The organism is Methylobacterium sp. Leaf85 (assembly GCF_001422125.1).
In the GTDB taxonomy this organism is placed as follows: domain Bacteria; phylum Pseudomonadota; class Alphaproteobacteria; order Rhizobiales; family Beijerinckiaceae; genus Methylobacterium; species Methylobacterium bullatum.
Genome location: NZ_LMME01000012.1, coordinates 400,167 through 418,228 on the forward strand (window position 1 = coordinate 400,167; position 18,062 = coordinate 418,228).

Here is an 18,062-nt window from a genome sequence, read left to right on the forward strand (position 1 = left end):
AATGAATACAAACGTCGAAAGCAGCAGGGATCGTTTCCCGCCGATACTCCGTTCCCCATGGCGACGACGCTGGCGAGACCGCAGCGCCATCGTGTGCGTAGCGTTGAGACGGAATCGACATGGCGACACCCACCCCGGTTGAGGCCGCATCGCCGCAGGCGCCGAAGGCGGGGTCCGCGAGTGGCAAGAGTTTTGCGGGTGCAAAAAGTTCCGCGAGTGGCAAAAGCGGCATCTCCCGGGCGACGCCTCTGCGGGAACCGATGTTGCCGCCTCGGGCGACGCGCATCGCGGCGGCCGAAGCGCTCCCTCCTTCGCTGGTTTCGCCCCTCATCGTCACCGCGCTGATCGTCTCCGGCCTTTATATCGGCCGTGACGTCCTGATTCCCATCGCCATCGCGGTTCTGCTCTCCTTCGTGCTGGGACCCATCGTCTACCTGCTGCGGCGCCTGCGCTTCGGGCGGTTCCTGTCGGTCGCCACCTCCGTCGTCATGGCGCTCGGGGTGGCGGCGGCGTTGGCCACCCTCATCGGCGTCCAACTCGCGGATCTGGCAAAGGACGTGCCCCGCTACCGAACCACCATCGAGCAGAAGGTCGAGGGCCTGCGCGACAGCCCGGCCGGCCGGCTGGCCGATTACGTCGCCAATATCGGCCGGACGATGCACCAGGGCGGCGAGGAGAGCGCCAAGCCCGAGGCTCCGAAGCCCGAGGCTGGAAAACCCAACGCTCCGCCGCCCGAGAAACCGGTCGTCGTCGAGATGAAGGAGCGGGCACCGGACCCGTTGGCCCTGGCCAACACCATCCTGTCGCCGATCCTGCATCCGCTGGCCACCACCGGCATCGTCTTCATCGTGCTGCTGTTCCTGCTGATGCAGCGCGAAGACCTGCGCGACCGCATGATCCGCCTCGTCGGGTCGAGCGATCTCCACCGGACCACCGTGGCGATGGACGATGCCGCGCGGCGTCTCAGCCGCTACTTCCTGGTCCAGCTCGCCCTCAACGCCGCCTTCGGCGTGGTGATCGGCATTTGCCTTTCCGTCATCGGCGTGCCCAACCCAGCCCTCTGGGGCATCTTCTCGGCGCTCATGCGGTTCGTGCCCTATATCGGCGCGGCGCTGGCGGCCCTGTTCCCCCTGGCCCTGGCGGCGGCGGTCGATCCCGGCTGGACGATGGTCATCGCGACGCTCGCGGTGTTCCTGATCCTCGAACCGCTGACCGGGCACGTCATCGAGCCGATGCTCTATGGGCAGTCCACCGGGATGTCGCCCTTCGCCGTGCTGGTCTCGGCCCTGTTCTGGACATGGCTATGGGGACCGGTCGGCCTGCTGCTGTCGACGCCGCTCACCGTCTGCCTCGTGGTGCTGGGGCGGCACGTGGACAAGCTCGAATTCCTCGACGTGCTGTTCGGCGACCGGCCGGCCCTGACCCCGGTGGAGAATTTCTACCAGCGCATCCTCGCCGACGACCCGGAGGAGGCCGAGGAGCATGCCGAGCTGATCCTGAAGGAATGTTCGCTCTCCTCCTATTACGACGACGTGGTGCTGAAGGGGCTCGAACTCGCCGCCCGTGACGCGGCGCGCGGGGTGCTCACGCCGGAGCAGAAAAACGATATCCGCGACACGGTGGCCGTCCTCATCGCCGGCCTCGACCGCCGCGAGGTCGAGGTGCCCGACGACGATTTCGCCATTCCGGACGACATCCCGGCAGCCTGGAAGCAGGACGGCGCGGTCCTGTGCGTGACGGGCCGCAGCTTCGTCGACGAATCGGCCTGCACGATCCTGGCCCAACTGCTGAACAAGCGCGGCATCGGCACCCGAATCGTTCCCTTCTCCGACGTGGCCCGGGTTCAGATCGACGGGTTCGACCCCGGCCCGGCCCGGATGCTCTGCATCGTATCCCTCGCCATCAACGGGGAGCCGACGCATCTGCGCCGCCTCGTCGGACGGCTGAAGAACCGCATGCCGGGCCTGCCCATCGTCGTCGGTCTCTGGCAGGCCGATCACGAGATCCTCAACGACGAAGGTCAACGGGCGGCTATCGGCGCGGATACGCATGTGTCGTCCCTCGACGCCGCGTTGCAGGCCGTCCTCGCCCGGGCCGGCACCACGGCCTCGGTCGCGAGAGCGGAGCCTTCCGAACCCAAAGTTCCGCCAGAGACACCACCCGAATTGCCGCCATCGGCGCCGGTCGCCGCCGCCATCCCGACCTGAACGCGGCGGGTTTTCCGCCGCGGCCGAAGGGCCGTGCGATTCCGCTGATTCCGCCCGGGGGATGGCGGTGTTTCGGGCCTGTTCGTGGCGGTCCGGACTTGACGCGGGTCGCCCGTCACCGCTTCGGTTGCGGGGCGGTTCCACAGGGAGGCTTTCGATGAGCGTCGTCGATCTCGCACGGTTCATGGAAGACCTCGCCACCGAGTCGGGGCAGGCCATCCTGCCCTTCTTCCGGGCCTCGTTCGGCATGGACGACAAGGGCCGGGACACCGGCGCCTTCGATCCCGTCACGGAGGCCGACCGGGCGGCCGAGACGATCCTGCGCGGACGGATCCGCAGCACATTCCCCACCCACGGCATCGTCGGGGAGGAGTTCGGCTCCGACCACGCGGATGCCGAATGCGTCTGGGTCCTCGACCCCATCGATGGCACCCGCGCCTTCATCACGGGGCTTCCCACCTGGGGAACGCTGATCGGCCTGCTCCATGACGGCGTGCCGGTGCGCGGGTTGATGAACCAGCCCTATCTGGGCGAACGCTTCGTGGGGGATGGGGCAAGCGCCTCGTTCCACGGCATTCGCGGCCCGCGCAAGCTCATGACCCGCCGCTGCGAGCGCCTCGCCGATGCGCTGCTCGCCACCACCGATCCGCGCCTGTTCGCGCCGGGCGACGAGCAGGATCGCTTCCGGAGCATCGAGGGCGCCGTGCGCATGTCGCGCTACGGCACCGATTGCTATGCCTATTGCATGCTCGCGGCAGGCCAGATCGACCTCGTGGTCGAGGCCGGTTTGAAGGCCCACGACATCGTCGCGCTGATCCCGATCATCGAGGGTGCCGGCGGCATCGTCACCGCCTGGGATGGCGGTTCAGCCGCGACGGGCGGCCGGATCCTCGCCGCCGGGGACGTCCGGCTCCACGCCGCGGCCCTGCGCCACCTCAACCCGTAATGCACTGATTCTTTAATGGCTTAGGCTCTGCGTCACTCGTTTGGCCGAGGAGAAGCGATGGCCTCTTCCGGTCAATCGGGGGCGTGTCTCACGGCGTCATCGCGGCGGCGACGGCCCGCCCCGCATCGGCGTGTTCAGCCCTTTCCGACACGACAGTCCCCGGTACGAAGGCATCGAAAGCCGCCCAGAAATCGTCTCGAATCGCGTCGCGTTCCGAGAGGATCTCATGGCGGGCGTCGGGCAGGACGAGGAGGAAACCGGAGGAGAGGCGGCCCACGAACCGTTCCGTGATCGCGGTGTCGCAAACTGGGTCGGCGCCGGCGCCGATCACGAGAGTCGGAATGCGGATCGAGGCGGCTTTTCGCGGATCAGCGAGCTTCGCCATCGCCCGGAACGCGCCGACGATCCAGGCCACGCTCGGATCCCCCACGGCGCTGGCGCCGACGGCCCGGGCCGCCTGGGCATTGCGTTCATAGCGGGCGGGATCACCCGAGAGGCGGTTTCCCGCGAACGGTTTCGTAGCCAAAGAGGCGGGCTTGCCGAACGGGATGTAGCTGCGCCCGAGACCCAGCCTGTGCAGGACACGAGCAAGAAAGAAAGATGCGGCCGGGAAACGGATCATCCGGATCGACAGCATCGGCGCCACCGTCACGAGGCGGGCGAAGGGCAGCCACCCATCCATCGCCCCGGTCAGCGCTACGGCGCCGCCCATGGAATGGGCGAGACACATATGCGGATGCGGCATCAGCGGTCGCAGGATCGCATCCTCGATCGCCTTGAGATCGCGGCGATAATCGTCGAAACGCGCGACGTGGCCGCGATGTGCATCGGAGACCTGCCGTTGTGATTCCCCCTGGCCCCGCCAATCGAACGCGACGACGGCGAACCCGCGCCGGCGCAGCTCCGAGATGGTCTCGTAATATTTTTCGATGAACTCGGCCCGGCCCTGCAGCAGGCACACTGTTCCCTTCGCCAACCGGGTCGTCGGGCGCCAATGGGCCGCCCTCAGCCGGATCCCGTCATCTGCATGGACGACGACCAACGTCCCCCCCGGAGGGGCCGGATTTCCGGGCGTGGAAGCAAGGGTCAGCATGTGGAGGATCCAGACAAGAGAAGCAGCGGCAAATTTTGCATGAGAAGGGCTATCCAGACTCTTGAAGCCTTCCGACGTACCTCCGATATTGGAGGAGCGCCGGCCGATACGGCGGCGCAACGGTCCGGCCCTCTGGGCGGACGATAACGTTACATGTTGCTTCCTACGGAGAATATGTCATGCGCCAGTTCGATCTTGCTCCCCTCTATCGCTCTACCGTCGGCTTCGACCGTCTTTTCTCGGCCCTCGACCAGTTCGTGAGCGCCGATGCGGTCCCGACCTATCCGCCCTACAATATCGAGCGCACAGGCGAAAACGCTTACCGTATTACCGTCGCGGTGGCTGGGTTCACCGAATCCGACCTCACCATCGAGGTTAAGGAAAACGCGCTCACGCTCAAGGGCGAGCGCAGTCCCGACACGACCCGCAAAGCCGAGGTTCTTCATCAGGGGATCGCCGCTCGTGGTTTCGAACGCCGGTTCCAGCTTGCCGACTATGTCCAGGTCACGGGTGCGGCCCTGGAGAACGGCCTGCTCCATATCGATCTCGTCCGAGAGATTCCGGAGGCTAAGAAGCCCCGCCAGATCCAGATCGCCACGTCGGGCGCCGTGAAAGCGCCCGTGATCGAAGGTCAGGTGCAAGCAGCGGCGTAATCGCCGGTCTTTCGACCATGAGCGCCCCGACCGGGAGGTCGGGGCGCCTGCGCGCGTTCAAAATCCATCGAACCGGTCGCCTCGGCCCGGCTCCCGGCATCGGTAGCCGATGAAGCAATCCGCCATATCGCGGGTGGGCGCGTAGGCGGGGATGGTGATCTCAGTGACCTCGCATGCGCCACGGTCGCGCACGAAGCGATCGTAGGTCGATCCACCTGTCCCGAGGACGATGCCCCGGCTCCGTGACACGACGGCTCTCGCCTCTGGGCAGGTCATGTCGAGGGTTGATGGCCGCTGTGCCATGGCGGGCCAACTGATGCCGATGACGGTACACATAACGCAGATGAAACGGTAAACCTTCAACACAGCGCAACACCCCTCGTCTTCCACCGCACGGAAACGCGGTCTCACCGAGGTAACTCCAAGCCGATCAGCCAGGTTTCGGTAGAGGATTCAGAGGTCGCCGAAGACGAGTTGCCCCTGCGGGCTTTGCCTGCGGCGTGCAGCGACCGGAGCCTCCTTGCGAACCGGAGGTTTTGATGCAGGACGGTGCTGTCTCGGCTCGCCGCGCATCCGGGCTTTTGCTTTGTCGCGGGCCACGGCTTCAGGTGCATTCGGGTTGTCGCTCAGCCATTTGCCGCGCTTGATCACCTCGTTGACCCGCCCCTGGTTCACGCCGACCTTGAAGGCGATCTCCTGCTGGGTCATTCCCGTGGAGGCGTGGAGATCAAGGATGGCTCGCGCCAGATCCGGCGTCATCTTCTGCCCCGTGAGGCGTCGTGCCGGCTTGATCGTGCGGGTCGCCCGGTCGCGCTCGCGCAGACGCTGGAGCAAGGCGAGCGCCATGTTCATGCCCTGCTCGCGCAGGGCCTCTTCGAATTCCTTCAACGTCGCCATCGTCGGCTTCCTCGCTGCCGTCGCGGCCGAACCATTGGACCGGCCCGTCACCGAGAGAACGGTCGGGCATGCGCCAAGGTTGCGACGGATGCTCTCGCTCGATTGAGCAGGGTTGGGCCGACACCGCGGCAATGACAACCGGGTGAAGAATTCATCCACCGCTAATGCATCATCAGTCGCTCGAGATCGTATCGATGTTCTGGCGCGCGTCGTCGCCCGCGACGGGCTCGCCCTTTCTCTTGGCGGCCTGCCCTTAGCGTCCTGCCCTTGGCGGAAAGCCCGAGCTTCGGCTAAACCGCGCGGCACACGCGGCTTTCGAGGACGCTTCCCCAATGATCAGTCCGATCCTTTCCGTCGCCCGCGACGGATCAGCGCCCGGCGTCCCCTCCCTTGTCGAAGCTCTGGAGAGCGGCTCGGTTCTCGTCTTCCACGATGAAGACTTCCCCTTCAGCGATTTTGAGAAGCGCTTCGTCGAACGACCCTTTGCCGACGGCAAGGCCAAGAACGTCAACATCCGCGGCAAGGAGGCCTCACTGAGAGGGGCAGCCGGAACGCCGGAGGAGCAGGAGGCCCTGCGCCAGCTTCTCATCCGCTACAAAGCCTTCGCCCAGGGGCTGATCGACCGCCATCTGCCGGCCTATACCGGCAAGATCACGCTGGCCGGCACCTCCTACCGCCCGTTCGAGGTGGACCAGCGCAAGCTCAGCTGGCGCCGGGACGATACACGCCTGCATGTGGACGCCTTTCCGTCGAACCCGATCGGCGAGAAGCGCATCCTTCGCATCTTCCGCAACATCAACCCGAACGGGCAGCCCCGCCTGTGGCGGGTGGGCGAGGATTTCGGCTCGATGGCCGAGAAGTTCTTGCCGCGCCTGCCCGGCTACTCGCCCTTGTCGGCGCGGCTGCTGGCGGCCCTGCGTATCACCAAGGCGCGCCGCTCCGAATACGACCACCTGATGCTGCATCTCCACGATGCGCTGAAGCAGGACATGGAGTACCAGCAGAAGGGTCCCCAGGCCGACGTGCAGTTCGCCCCGGGCCAGACCTGGGTGACGTTCTCGGACCTTGTCATGCATGGCGCCATGGGCGGCCGCTACATGTTGGAACAGACGGCCTACCTGCCCGTGACGAGCCAGGCGTATCCGGAGCGCAGCCCGCAGCGGATCCTCGCCAAGAAGCTCGGGCGCAAACTCCGTTAAGATCTCCCCACCACAGAGACCGGGTTTAGGACCACGCCATGATCCTCGAGATTGCACAGATCGACATCAAATCCGGCATGGAGGCTGATTTCGAAGCGAACATCGCCAAAGCATCCGAGATCTTCAAGGTCGCCAAGGGCTGCAAGAGCTTCGCCGTGCGCCGTTCCGTGGAGAAACCCCAGCGCTACCGGCTGCTAATCGAGTGGGAGACGCTCGCCGACCATACCGAACTCTTCACCGGGTCGCAGGCGTGGAAGGATTATCGTGCGATGGTCTCTCCGTTCTTCGAAGGACCGCCCAGCGTCGAGCATACGGAGCTCACCCTCCAGGCGTTCTGACGCCCGGATTGCCGGATAAGCATTTCGATGCGGCTGTCGAGGAGCGCCTAGGGCTTCACGCGGCATCCAGCGAAAGACCCATCACCCAACCTCGGCGCACCGTCGTGACATCGCCGAAAACGTCCTTGGCGTCGCTCCGATCGGCGTGCCGCGATGCTACCACTCTGCCAGGGCGCAGACCCATATCAGCGGTACCTGAGTGCAAAGGGAGAACGGCGGGCGAATCCGGTTGCATCACGCTCCCAGGCCTTGCTCTTGGAGGGCGTACAGACCAACCTGTGCGGCATGCAGCTGAAACCTACGCAACTCGCCGTAGCGTTCGGTTAGGATTAAAAATTCTTTCGTGGATCACACCGCTGCCGTGCGGCTTCAGCGAAGACGGTCCGATACGGTCTTGAGCGTACTTTCGATGGACCATGCGTGGCGGGTGAGGTCGCGCCGTGCGCAGGCACTGGCCTGCAGGAAGTCCGGCAAGAGCGCCGACGAGCGGGGTCGACATTCGGCGACGGCCGAGAGAAGCAGGAAGGCAAGCGGCCCGAGTGTCAGGATCAGCTTGAGACCGACATAGGCTCGGCCGAAGACGCCACGCCGCCGTCGAGGAGAAGACTTTTCGGAGTGCGGCGGGTCGATGCGACGCAACGGCACGCTCCGCTCCGTTGGCTGACCAGAAGCTTCGTCGTCGGCCAGGGGAAAATGCGCGTCTCGGAACCGTTCGAGCTTGCTCGGAGCCATCTCTCTCGTCTCGACCGCAGATCTCGCCACAGTTGCCCGTCTTTCGTAAGGATTCGATGATCGGGTTTGGATGAAATGAATCCTTCCACACCCTGGCGCGCGATTCGGGCGAAGCCTTCGCCACGGTGACAGCCGACCGTGGACTGCTTACTGAGGGAAACCGTCCTCGATAGAGGCGGCTTCATCCGAAGCGTCCTTGCACAGGCGTCCATCGCCCATGATCCAGCGCCCCCTCCGCATCGGCACCCGCGGTAGCCCAATGGCTCTCGCACAGACGGGAATGGTCCGCGACAAGATCGTGGCGGCTAATCCGGGGCTGGAGACAGAGTTGGTGGTGGTCAACACGGTGGCCGACCGCATCCTCGACCGACCGCTCTCCGAGATCGGCGGCAAGGGACTGTTCACGAAGGAACTCGAACAGGCCCTTTTTGCCGACGTGGTCGATGTGGCCGTACATTCGATGAAGGATGTCGAGACCTGGTTGCCCGAAGGGCTGGTCATCGCCTGCATCCTGGAACGGGACGATCCGCGCGATGCTTTCCTCTCTGCGCAAGCGGAGGGTTTTGCCGGCCTTGCGCCGGGCGCCCGCGTCGGCACGTCCTCCCTGCGCCGAGCCGCTCAGGTCCTCATGCGCCGCCCGGACCTGCGCATCGTCCCCATGCGCGGCAACGCCAATACCCGGATGCGCAAGCTTCAGGAGGGCACCTGCGAGGCGACGCTCCTGGCCCTTTGCGGCCTCGAACGCCTTGGTATGGCCGACATGGCACGGAGCGTCCTGGCCGTGGACGAAATGCTCCCCGCCGTGGCGCAGGGCGCACTCGGCATCGAATGCCGGGAGGCGGATTCCGACGTTCGTGCGTTGCTCGCCCCTCTTCGATCCGCCACGGCCACGTCCGAACTCGACGCCGAGCGCGGGCTCCTGGCGGAACTCGATGGATCGTGCCGCACACCCATCGCGGCCCTGGCACGGATCGACGGCGACGTGCTGAACCTCGACGGTCTGTTGTTCCTGCCTGACGGCAGCGCCCATTGGGCGGTCCGCCGTAGGGGCGCGGTATCGGACGCCGCTCGGATCGGACAGGATGCCGGAGCCGAATTGAAACGCGCAGCCGGCGACACCTACGCCAAACATCTGCAATAAGCGGTCTCTCGCTCCAACGGCATCAGTGCCGATCCGGGGTAGGCGCGGCAACTTCGCGCGTTGCGGATAGGAGAGGAACGGTTAATCGCTGATCGGCTACGGTAAGGGTACAGTCCTATACTCTTTGCGGTTCGGGGATACAGATGGATGAGGTCTGCGCCCACCCGTCGTCCCGCTCACCGGTGCTGATCCATCTCGACGGGGATACCCCAGGACGGGAAGAGATCACGGTTGAGCGCCGCGAGGATGCACAAGTGATCGCGGCCCTCCAGGCCCGTATCGAAGACCAGGCCCGCTTCATCGACGCCCAGGCCCTGTCTCTTGCCCACAGCCGTAAGATCTTCGAACGCGCCTCGGCCGTGGCCAGGATCGGAGTGTGGGAATGCCGCCTCGAGGACGAGGTACTGACTTGGACCGATGCCGTCTACCGGATGTTCGACCTGCCGGTGGGCTCCGCGGTGGACCGCGAAACGACCCTGGGCTGCTACAGCCCGGAGTCACGCGTCCGCCTCGACACACTTCGGAGCGAGGCCATCGCCGAGCGTGGCGGCTTTACCCTGGACGCCGAGATCGTAACGGCTTTGGGCAACCGACGCTGGATCCGCCTGACCGCTACGGTGGAATGCGAGGGAGGAATACCGGTCCGCATCTTCGGCATGAAGCAGGACATCACCGAGGAGAAGATTCTCGCCGACCGGACCCGCTATCTCGCGGAGTTCGATACCCTGACGGGCCTGCCCAACCGCACAAGCTTCTACGGCCGCCTCACCCGGATGGACCGACTGGGAGCCCTGCTGCTCCTCGACCTCGACGGCTTCAAACAGGTCAACGACCTTCATGGCCACATGGCCGGCGATGCCTGTCTCGCCGAGGTGGGGCGCCGCCTCAAAGAGACGTGCCGTCACACGGAATTCGTCGCACGCATCGGGGGTGACGAGTTCGGGGTCGTCGTCGGCGCCACCATCGGCACACAGGGCCTCGCGACCCTGGCGAAACGGATCATCGCCGCCATGGTGCCGCCCATCGCCTGGGGGCAGGGGACCTTCACGATCGGCGTCTCCATCGGCATCGCCACGATGGTGAGCCACAGTCCGGAGGACCTCTTCGCAGAGGCCGACATGGCCCTCTATGCGGCCAAGGCGGATGGGCGCGGGACATTCCGCCTAGCCCCTCCGGCGAAATGACGGCGACCGTCTCACGCCGATGCGTGGTGCGATACCAGAGCGGGGGATAGGCCGCGCTCCGCCGCCATCATCCGGGCAAGGGCGACGATCTCGCGGATCTGAAACGGCTTGCGGACCGAGAGGCTTCCTCGAAGTGGCCTGCGATCGAAATAGGCATTCGTCGACGCATAGATGACCGGGCGGTCAGGACGAACCTCGCGGAAGGCGCGAGCCACCGTCCATCCGTCGATCAATCCCGGGAGATTGATATCGGTCAGCAACCAGTCGAAATCGGCACCACGCGTTCTGAGAAGCGTCAGAGCGTCTTCGCCACTGGACGCCGCGACGGCCGTGAGGCCGGCACGCTCGCACTGGATCGTCAACATATCCAGCAGGAGGAAATTGTCCTCGACGATCAGAACGTTCGGTGCGCCACTCATGCCGGCTGTCGACCCTTTCATACATCAACAAATAACTGCATTAATGGTTAAGCTTCCATCAATGGTCGCGTCGATTCGGAGATCGTCGGCGACATGGACGGTGGGTCGTTCAAATACCCTTCGACGATGCGTGAGGCAGCGGTGGAGCACACGTCCGACAAGGGGAGAGGGACGGTCTGCGACGAGGCAACGCTCGCCGAACTCGAGGTTCTTCTCGGGCACGACCATCTGAAACGGCTTCTGTCCCTGCTCGTCGTCGAGATCCGCGTCCGCTTTCCCGCCGGGAACGACGATCGGGCCACTATCGCGCAGGATGCCCATGCTCTGTTGGCATCGAGCGGGTCTCTCGGTTTTCTCGACCTTTCGCGGTGCTGTTCGGTCATCGAACAGGCCTGCCTGAAGGGCGACGACATCGCCATCCCGCTGCAGGAAGGGCGGATCGCCGCCGACCGCGCGCTGACCGCCCTCGCCGTCTTGGGCGCGCGCGAATGATGGCCATCGTGCTCCTTGAGAAGCTCATGGCACGAACCCGTTGCGCCGAAGGCACACCCGCCAAGAGTGCGGAGCGCGCGGCTTATCCGTCGCGTGACTGCCGCATTTGAGGTGCGACACGGATCGTTGCGCAGGTCACGAGGCCATTCTGGGAAATCGAGGTGCCGAGCGTCACATACGGCGACTGGAATTCGGCCTTTGAAACACCCCGTCAAGGTTGACGGAACCTTCGCTTAACCCGCTCGACCTACACAGGTCGCACCACCGAACGGCCCCGTGGGGACGTCCCGGAACCGGACGCCCCGCCCGAGGAGAGCAAGACCATGTCCATGACCGCGCGCTTTCGCGTGTTTCCGCTCGCGGCAGCCCTTTGCGCCGCGCTCAGTGTCGCTGCCTGCACCAACGACAAGGATCTCGCCGACGCCTCGGGTTTTGCAGGCGGCGCCAATACGCCGGGCAGCGCTCAAGACTTCGTCGTCAATATCGGCGACCGCGTCTTCTTCGAATCGGATTCGACCGACTTGACGCCGACTGCCACCGCCACCCTCGACAAACAGGCTCAGTGGTTGCAGCGCTACCCTCGCTACACATTCCTTGTCGAAGGCCATGCCGACGAGCGCGGCACCCGCGAGTACAACTTCTCGCTCGGCGAGCGCCGGGCTCAATCCGTCAAGGACTACCTGTCCTCGCGTGGACTCGCCGCCGGAAGGATGCGGACGGTCTCCTACGGCAAGGAGCGCCCGGTCGCCGTGTGTAACGACATCTCCTGCTGGTCTCAGAACCGCCGCGCCGTGACCGTCCTCGACCGGGGCGCCGGCTCCTGAAGGCGAAGGTGACCTTCGCAGGCGTGGCCCTATTTTTGCCGCGTCCCGGCACATCTGCTATCGGCGGGGCGCTGCCGATGCATCCCCGTCCGATCCGACCACAGGTGCCGATTCCCATGCTCCGCCGCCTGCTTCTCACGGCCACGTTTCTCGCATTCCTCGCCCCTCTGACCGCCGTCGGTCCGGCGGCGGCTCAGGATGCGTCGGAGTTCGTCGTTCGCCTGAACCGCATCGAGAACCAGTCTCGCCAGATGGCGGGTCAGATCGAGACGCTGCAATACGAGAATCGCCAGCTCAAGGAACAGCTTCGCAAGTTCCAGGAGGACGTCGAATACCGGCTGCAGGAAGGCAAGAGTGGCGGTGGAAAGCCTACCGCCCCTCCGTCCGGCACCAATCCCGGACAAGCCAAGCAGCAGAAGCGCAGCGATGCCTTCGACCCGGAGCAGAATCCGGGCCGTCCCGGCGGGCCAATGCAACTCGGCACGACCATCCCCTCCGCCGCCATCGCCGCTGCGCCGTCGTCACGGGGCCCGAGTGTGCCGCCCACCGTGGTCGATGCCGATGACGAGGAGCCTGGCCTGTCTCCTCCCGGCCTGGGCGGCCCCGTCGACCTCACGCCCCCCTCACGCGTGCCCACAACCGGCACGCTGCCGAGCCCGGCACGCCCGATGACCAGCGTGGCCGCGACGACGACGGGTGACGCACGGGCGGATTACGAGACGGCCTACGGCTACATCGCCGGACGGCATTACGAACAGGCGGAGATGAGCCTGCGCCAGTTCATTCAGTCGCATCCGCGCGACGCGCAGGTGCCGTCGGCGACCTACTGGCTCGGTGAGAGCTACCTCCAGCGAAACCGCAACCGCGAGGCGGCCGAGCAGTTCCTGAAGGTCTCCACGGATTACGCGCGCTCGCCCCAGGCGCCGGACGCGATGCTGAAGCTCGGGATCTCGCTGAATGCCCTCGGCGCTCGCGAACAGGCCTGCGCGACCCTCGCGGAACTGGAACGCAAATTTCCTTCCGCCGCACAGGGTGTCCGCCAGAGCGTGGTCCGCGAGCAGAAACGCGCACGCTGCGCCGCTTGAACGCCGCTCCATCGAGTGACGGCATCGATGCGACGCTCGCCGTCGCGCTAATGCCGTATCTCAGGTCCAGCCGCCTTCTCATCGCCGTCTCCGGCGGACCGGATTCCACCGCGTTGATGCATGCGGCCGCCCGGCTCGGTTCGGCGCATCCGATCCAGGTGGCAACGGTGGATCATCGCCTCCGAGCAGAAGGAGGCGACGAGGCCCGGAGCGTCGGTCTCACCGCCAGGTCACTCGGACTGAGCCATCACATCTTGACCTGGGACGGCGACAAGCCGAGCCGTGGTATTCAAGCCGCCGCCCGTCACGCGCGCTACACCCTCCTCGCGGAATGCGCGGGCCGGGTCGGTGCCGATACCATTCTCACCGGTCATACCGCCGACGATCAGGCGGAGACCGTGCTGATGCGGCTTCTCGCCGGAAGCGGTCCGGGGGGGCTCGCCGGGATGCGGCGCGAACGCGACCTCGCGCCGGGAATGCGCCTAGCGAGGCCCTTCCTCGATATCCCGAAGGCGGACCTCGTCGCCTACTGCGCTGCCCATGGGCTGGTTTCCGCGCGCGATCCCTCGAATGTGGATGAGCGCTTCGCGCGCGCGCGCCTGCGCCGCCTCATGCCCGATCTCGCGGCGGAAGGCCTCAGCCCCGAGCGGCTCCGCCGCCTCGCCGCCCGCATGGCTCGCGACGACGACGCGTTACGCGACGCCGCCTGCGCCGCCTTCACCGCACTCCGCATCACCGCAGATGCCGTCGTATTGGATGCCCCTCCGCTGGCGGCTTTGCCGGATGCGATCCTCATCCGCGTTGTCGGACTCGCATTGCACGAGGCTGGCGGGGGAGGGGCAATTCGCCTCGAACGCCTGGAACGTCTCGTCGTCGACGGTCTCCGGCCGGCCCTCGTTGCAGGCACCGCCATGCGGAGGACCCTTCGCGGCATCCTCGTCGATCTGAACGCGGAGGGCGCCCTCTCCTTACGCACAGCCCCGCCCCGGCGGTCTCCATCTTAGGGGCGCGCTCACCTTTCCCCTGACTGGCTTGCCGCAGGCTGGCCCGATTTACTTGGCAAGGGGGGCGGCACTGCCTACATTGCCGACATGTATCCGCGTGATCCGTCCACCAAACGCGGGACCGGACGCCCCCAGGGATTGATCGATGAACCCGAACTTCCGCAACTTTGCCTTGTGGGTCGTCATCTTCCTGCTCGTGCTGGCGCTCGTCACCTTGTTCCAGAATCCGGGACATCGCGGCGGCGGCAGCGAGATCGCCTATAGCCAGCTTCTGAACGATGCCGATTCCGGCAAGATCCAGACGGTGGTGATCTCCGGGCAGGACGTGAGCGGTACCTATGTCGGTGGTGGCAATTTCACCTCCTACGCGCCCAACGATCCGAACTTGGTGTCCAAGCTTCAGAGCAAGGGCGTGCAGATCACCGCGCGTCCCCCCTCGGACAACACGCCCTGGTTCATTCAGCTGCTCGTGAGCTGGCTGCCCATCCTCGTCTTCATCGGCGCCTGGATCTTCCTGAGTCGCCAGATGCAGTCGGGTGCCGGGCGCGCCATGGGCTTTGGGAAGTCGAAGGCCAAGCTTCTTACCGAGGCGTCGGGCCGCGTGAGCTTCGACGATGTCGCCGGCGTCGAGGAAGCCAAGGAAGACCTGCAGGAGATCGTCGAGTTCCTGCGCGATCCCCAGAAGTTCCAGCGTCTCGGCGGCCGCATTCCGCGCGGTGTGCTCCTCGTCGGCCCTCCCGGCACGGGTAAGACCCTCATTGCCCGTGCGGTGGCGGGCGAGGCCAACGTGCCGTTCTTCACGATCTCGGGCTCCGACTTCGTCGAGATGTTCGTCGGCGTCGGCGCGTCGCGTGTCCGCGATATGTTCGAGCAGGCGAAGAAGAACGCACCCTGCATCATCTTCATCGACGAGATCGACGCAGTCGGCCGCCATCGCGGTGCCGGCCTGGGCGGTGGCAACGACGAACGCGAGCAGACCCTGAACCAGCTCCTCGTGGAGATGGATGGGTTCGAGGCCAACGAGGGCGTGATCATCATCGCGGCCACGAACCGCCCTGACGTGCTCGACCCCGCCCTGCTGCGTCCGGGTCGGTTCGATCGTCAGATCATGGTGCCGAATCCCGACGTCGTCGGCCGTGAGCGCATCCTGCGTGTCCACGTCCGCAAGGTGCCCTTGGCACCGGATGTCGACCTCAAGGTCATCGCGCGCGGCACCCCGGGCTTCTCCGGCGCCGACCTGATGAACCTCGTCAACGAATCCGCTCTCCTCGCGGCCCGTCGTGGTAAGCGAATCGTCACGATGCACGAGTTCGAAGACGCCAAGGACAAGGTGATGATGGGTGCCGAGCGGCGCACTCTGGTCATGACCGAGGATGAGAAGCGGCTCACCGCCTATCACGAGGGCGGCCATGCCATCGTCGCCTTCAACGTGCCGGCCACCGATCCCGTCCACAAGGCGACGATCATTCCGCGCGGCCGGGCGCTCGGCATGGTCATGCAGCTGCCGGAACGCGACAAGCTGTCCATGAGCTTCGAGCAGATGACCTCCCGTCTTGCCATCATGATGGGCGGCCGCATCGCCGAGGAGATGACCTTCGGTGCCGACAAGGTGACTTCGGGCGCCCAGTCGGACATCGAGCAGGCGACCCGTCTCGCCCGCATGATGGTGACCCGGTGGGGCTTCTCTCCTGAGCTCGGTACCGTGGCCTACGGCGAGAACAACGACGAGGTCTTCCTCGGCATGTCCATGGGCCGTCAGCAGACGGTTTCCGAGGCCACCGCCCAAAAGATCGACGCCGAGGTTCGCCGTCTCGTCGAGACCGGCCTCGAGGAAGCCCGTCGCATCCTCGGTGAGCACAAGGACGATCTCGAAGCGCTCGCCCAGGGGCTCCTCGAATACGAAACCCTTTCGGGGGACGAAATCAAGAACCTGATCGCAGGAAAGCCGCCGATCCGCGATGCGGGCGATGGACCGGCGCCTATTCGCGGTTCTTCCGTCCCCTCCGCTGGTCGCGGCCGTCCGCGGGACAGCGAGGGTGGGTTGGAGCCCCAACCACAGGCGTGACGCCCACGTGATCACTCTACGAAGATAACAAAGCGGCGAGGGCGACCTCGCCGCTTTTCTTTTGGTTGCCAAAGCCCAATCCGGACGGCATCGCGGATCGACCATATGGCGAGGCGCGGTTCGGCCGTGTCCATCGTCGCGATAAGGCGCCACTGTCCGTCGTCAGATGATTTGGGACATTCTGCGAAGTTCAGGAGCGGAGGCTCTGGTCCATCTGGGGTAAGAGGTTAGGCGGCCTGCGCGTGGTGGCGCAAGCGGCAGATCGGAANCACTGTCCGTCGTCAGATGATTTGGGACATTCTGCGAAGTTCAGGAGCGGAGGCTCTGGTCCATCTGGGGTAAGAGGTTAGGCGGCCTGCGCGTGGTGGCGCAAGCGGCGATCCATGAGGGTCTGGCGCTTGATGCGTTCCCGCTCGGCCAGGATCCCTTCGCCGCGTCCGAAGTAGACGTCAGCGGGCGTGAGGTTGCTCAGGCTCTCATGGGCTCGGGCATGGTTGTAGTGTTCGACGAAGTCGGCAACCTGCGTCTCCAGTTCGCCGGGCAAGTAGGCGTGTTCGAGCAGGATGCGGTTCTTGAGCGTCTGATGCCAACGCTCGATCTTGCCCTGCGTTTGAGGATGGCATGGCGCACCGCGGATGTGAGTCATGCCCCGGCTGCCGAGCCAGTCAGCCAGGTCGCTGGCGACGTAGCTCGGCCCATTGTCGGAGAGCAGGCGTGGCCGATGCATCACCCGCGCCTGATCGAGCCCAGCCGCACCCAGCGCCAGGTCGAGCGTGGCGGTGACGTCGCTGGCCTGCATCGTCGTGCACAGCTTCCAGGCCACGATGTAGCGTGAGAAGTCGTCCAGCACCGTCGACAGGTAGTACCAGCCCCAGCCAACGACCTTCAGGTAGGTGAAGTCCGTCTGCCAAAGCTGATTGGGCGCGGTGGTCTTATCGCGGAACTCGTCGGCGGCCTTGATGACGATATAGGCCGGGCTGGTGATCAGGTCCTGAGACTTGAGCAACCGGTAGACGGTCGCTTCCGAGACGAAGTAGCGACGCTCGTCTGTGAAGCGCACCGCCAGCTCACGCGGACTGAGTTCAGGCTGCTCCAGAGCCAGGGCAACGATCTGCTCGCGGATCTCCGCAGGCAGGCGGTTCCAGACCCGGCTCGGCCGCGAGGGATGGTCATTCAACGCCTCGGGGCCGCCGCGCTGGTAGGCGTCGTACCACCGGTAGAACGTCGAGCGCGTGATGCCGAGCTTGTCCAGGGTGGTACGTACCGGCAGGTGGGATTGCTCGACGAGCCGGATGATCTCCAGCTTCTCGGGGGCCGGGTACCTCATGCTTCGTCGCCCCCAGCCCCGCTCATGCTTTTTTTAAGCAGACGGTTCTCCAGGACGAGATCAGCTACGACCTCCTTCAGCGCTCCCGTCTCGCGGCGCAGATCCCGCACCTCGTCCGTCGTTGCCGCACGCGCCGTGTCGCCGGACAGGCGCTTCTTGCCAGCCTCCAGGAACTCCTTGGACCAGCCGTAGTACATCGAGGCGGCGATCCCCTCACGTCGGCACAACTCGGCGATGCTGTCCTCGCCACGCAAGCCTTCCAGCACCACGCGGATCTTCTCCTCGGAGGAGAACTGCCGACGTGTGGCCCGACGAATGTCCTTGATCACCGCTTCTGCCGGCTTCTTGGCCGGTCCGGATGTCTGCTTCATCTTCGCTCCTTAGGGGCTACGATGAACCAGCCATCCTCCGTTCGTGAAGACCCTCAATCTGTCCCACAGGTGCTGACGTCGGACA

The 18,062-nt window shown here is 65.4% G+C and carries 18 protein-coding genes; 12 read left to right on the forward strand and 6 right to left on the reverse strand.

The window, feature by feature from the left end; translation table 11 throughout:
• Positions 1-260 precede the first annotated feature (260 nt).
• A complete protein-coding gene (locus tag ASF08_RS10635; protein ID WP_056144657.1) occupies positions 261-2,207 on the forward strand; it encodes an AI-2E family transporter in 1,947 nt (648 codons plus the stop codon).
• A 157-nt stretch (positions 2,208-2,364) separates the two neighbouring features.
• Positions 2,365-3,153 carry a histidinol-phosphatase gene (gene hisN / locus ASF08_RS10640; protein ID WP_056144659.1) on the forward strand — a complete coding sequence of 263 codons (789 nt, stop codon included), beginning with the start codon at positions 2,365-2,367 and terminating at the stop codon, positions 3,151-3,153.
• Between the two features lie 88 nt (positions 3,154-3,241).
• Here hisN and ASF08_RS10645 read toward each other — a convergent pair whose 3' ends face one another.
• Entirely contained in the window at positions 3,242-4,246 is a 1,005-nt protein-coding gene (locus ASF08_RS10645) for an alpha/beta fold hydrolase (protein ID WP_056144662.1), read from the reverse strand.
• A 179-nt stretch (positions 4,247-4,425) separates the two neighbouring features.
• On the opposite strand from ASF08_RS10645, the gene ASF08_RS10650 reads away from it, so the two are divergent.
• Positions 4,426-4,899 (forward strand): Hsp20 family protein, encoded by a 474-nt coding sequence (locus ASF08_RS10650; RefSeq protein WP_018043025.1) that lies wholly within the window; start codon positions 4,426-4,428, stop codon positions 4,897-4,899.
• 57 nt (positions 4,900-4,956) lie between these two features.
• Here ASF08_RS10650 and ASF08_RS10655 read toward each other — a convergent pair whose 3' ends face one another.
• Positions 4,957-5,235: a hypothetical protein gene (locus tag ASF08_RS10655; RefSeq protein ID WP_056144839.1), complete on the reverse strand. Its 279-nt coding sequence runs from the start codon at positions 5,233-5,235 to the stop codon at positions 4,957-4,959.
• 117 nt (positions 5,236-5,352) lie between these two features.
• Positions 5,353-5,796 carry a DNA-directed RNA polymerase sigma-70 factor gene (locus ASF08_RS10660; protein ID WP_018043027.1) on the reverse strand — a complete coding sequence of 148 codons (444 nt, stop codon included), beginning with the start codon at positions 5,794-5,796 and terminating at the stop codon, positions 5,353-5,355.
• Positions 5,797-6,128: 332 nt separating this feature from the next.
• Between ASF08_RS10660 and ASF08_RS10665 the strand changes: the two genes are divergently transcribed.
• A complete protein-coding gene (locus ASF08_RS10665; protein ID WP_056144665.1) occupies positions 6,129-6,995 on the forward strand; it encodes a Kdo hydroxylase family protein in 867 nt (288 codons plus the stop codon).
• A gap of 38 nt (positions 6,996-7,033) precedes the next feature.
• Positions 7,034-7,333 (forward strand): antibiotic biosynthesis monooxygenase family protein, encoded by a 300-nt coding sequence (locus tag ASF08_RS10670; protein ID WP_056144668.1) that lies wholly within the window; start codon positions 7,034-7,036, stop codon positions 7,331-7,333.
• Positions 7,334-7,702: 369 nt separating this feature from the next.
• Here the strand turns inward: ASF08_RS10670 and ASF08_RS10675 are convergent, their stop codons facing one another.
• Positions 7,703-7,978 (reverse strand): hypothetical protein, encoded by a 276-nt coding sequence (locus ASF08_RS10675; protein WP_244474498.1) that lies wholly within the window; start codon positions 7,976-7,978, stop codon positions 7,703-7,705.
• Between the two features lie 304 nt (positions 7,979-8,282).
• Here ASF08_RS10675 and hemC point away from each other — a divergent pair, with 304 nt between their 5' ends.
• Entirely contained in the window at positions 8,283-9,206 is a 924-nt protein-coding gene (gene hemC, locus ASF08_RS10680; protein ID WP_056144676.1) for a hydroxymethylbilane synthase, read from the forward strand.
• Positions 9,207-9,349: 143 nt separating this feature from the next.
• Complete coding sequence (locus tag ASF08_RS10685) at positions 9,350-10,390, forward strand: diguanylate cyclase domain-containing protein (RefSeq protein ID WP_056144679.1); 1,041 nt, start codon at positions 9,350-9,352, stop codon at positions 10,388-10,390.
• 11 nt (positions 10,391-10,401) lie between these two features.
• Here the strand turns inward: ASF08_RS10685 and ASF08_RS10690 are convergent, their stop codons facing one another.
• Positions 10,402-10,809 (reverse strand): response regulator, encoded by a 408-nt coding sequence (locus tag ASF08_RS10690; RefSeq protein WP_056144682.1) that lies wholly within the window; start codon positions 10,807-10,809, stop codon positions 10,402-10,404.
• A 93-nt stretch (positions 10,810-10,902) separates the two neighbouring features.
• Here ASF08_RS10690 and ASF08_RS10695 point away from each other — a divergent pair, with 93 nt between their 5' ends.
• From ASF08_RS10695 to ftsH, 5 genes are all read left to right on the forward strand, one after another.
• Positions 10,903-11,301, forward strand: coding sequence for an Hpt domain-containing protein (locus ASF08_RS10695; protein ID WP_018043034.1), 399 nt, complete (start codon positions 10,903-10,905; stop codon positions 11,299-11,301).
• A 323-nt stretch (positions 11,302-11,624) separates the two neighbouring features.
• Complete coding sequence (gene pal, locus ASF08_RS10700; RefSeq protein ID WP_018043035.1) at positions 11,625-12,125, forward strand: peptidoglycan-associated lipoprotein Pal; 501 nt, start codon at positions 11,625-11,627, stop codon at positions 12,123-12,125.
• A gap of 116 nt (positions 12,126-12,241) precedes the next feature.
• The gene (ybgF, locus tag ASF08_RS10705; protein WP_056144685.1) at positions 12,242-13,210 is read left to right on the forward strand and encodes a tol-pal system protein YbgF; all 969 of its coding nucleotides are present in this window, start codon (positions 12,242-12,244) and stop codon (positions 13,208-13,210) included.
• Positions 13,207-14,214, forward strand: coding sequence for a tRNA lysidine(34) synthetase TilS (gene tilS, locus ASF08_RS10710; protein WP_056144688.1), 1,008 nt, complete (start codon positions 13,207-13,209; stop codon positions 14,212-14,214). The genes ybgF and tilS overlap by 4 nt, the downstream gene beginning before the upstream one ends.
• A 145-nt stretch (positions 14,215-14,359) precedes the next feature.
• Positions 14,360-16,279: an ATP-dependent zinc metalloprotease FtsH gene (gene ftsH, locus ASF08_RS10715; protein WP_018043038.1), complete on the forward strand. Its 1,920-nt coding sequence runs from the start codon at positions 14,360-14,362 to the stop codon at positions 16,277-16,279.
• Positions 16,280-16,625: 346 nt separating this feature from the next.
• On the opposite strand, the gene ASF08_RS10720 is transcribed toward ftsH, so the two are convergent.
• A protein-coding gene (locus ASF08_RS10720; RefSeq protein WP_156465748.1) for an IS3 family transposase occupies positions 16,626-17,977 on the reverse strand; the annotation gives its coding sequence in 2 pieces (ribosomal slippage) (positions 16,626-17,641 and positions 17,641-17,977; 1,353 coding nt in all).
• Between the last annotated feature and the right edge of the window lie 85 nt (positions 17,978-18,062).

Excerpts from the sequence above, each read along its gene's own strand:
- ASF08_RS10660 (WP_018043027.1), bottom strand. The coding sequence starts at position 5,796 with ATGGCGACGTTGAAGGAATTCGAAGAGGCCCTGCGCGAGCAGGGCATG.
- hisN (WP_056144659.1), top strand. The coding sequence starts at position 2,365 with ATGAGCGTCGTCGATCTCGCACGGTTCATGGAAGACCTCGCCACCGAG.
- ftsH (WP_018043038.1), top strand. The coding sequence starts at position 14,360 with ATGAACCCGAACTTCCGCAACTTTGCCTTGTGGGTCGTCATCTTCCTG.
- ASF08_RS10655 (WP_056144839.1), bottom strand. The coding sequence starts at position 5,235 with ATGTGTACCGTCATCGGCATCAGTTGGCCCGCCATGGCACAGCGGCCA.
- ASF08_RS10690 (WP_056144682.1), bottom strand. The coding sequence starts at position 10,809 with ATGAGTGGCGCACCGAACGTTCTGATCGTCGAGGACAATTTCCTCCTG.
- ASF08_RS10695 (WP_018043034.1), top strand. The coding sequence starts at position 10,903 with ATGGACGGTGGGTCGTTCAAATACCCTTCGACGATGCGTGAGGCAGCG.
- ASF08_RS10635 (WP_056144657.1), top strand. The coding sequence starts at position 261 with ATGTTGCCGCCTCGGGCGACGCGCATCGCGGCGGCCGAAGCGCTCCCT.
- ASF08_RS10665 (WP_056144665.1), top strand. The coding sequence starts at position 6,129 with ATGATCAGTCCGATCCTTTCCGTCGCCCGCGACGGATCAGCGCCCGGC.
- hemC (WP_056144676.1), top strand. The coding sequence starts at position 8,283 with ATGATCCAGCGCCCCCTCCGCATCGGCACCCGCGGTAGCCCAATGGCT.
- ASF08_RS10645 (WP_056144662.1), bottom strand. The coding sequence starts at position 4,246 with ATGCTGACCCTTGCTTCCACGCCCGGAAATCCGGCCCCTCCGGGGGGG.
- ASF08_RS10650 (WP_018043025.1), top strand. The coding sequence starts at position 4,426 with ATGCGCCAGTTCGATCTTGCTCCCCTCTATCGCTCTACCGTCGGCTTC.
- ASF08_RS10670 (WP_056144668.1), top strand. The coding sequence starts at position 7,034 with ATGATCCTCGAGATTGCACAGATCGACATCAAATCCGGCATGGAGGCT.
- pal (WP_018043035.1), top strand. The coding sequence starts at position 11,625 with ATGTCCATGACCGCGCGCTTTCGCGTGTTTCCGCTCGCGGCAGCCCTT.
- ASF08_RS10685 (WP_056144679.1), top strand. The coding sequence starts at position 9,350 with ATGGATGAGGTCTGCGCCCACCCGTCGTCCCGCTCACCGGTGCTGATC.
- ybgF (WP_056144685.1), top strand. The coding sequence starts at position 12,242 with ATGCTCCGCCGCCTGCTTCTCACGGCCACGTTTCTCGCATTCCTCGCC.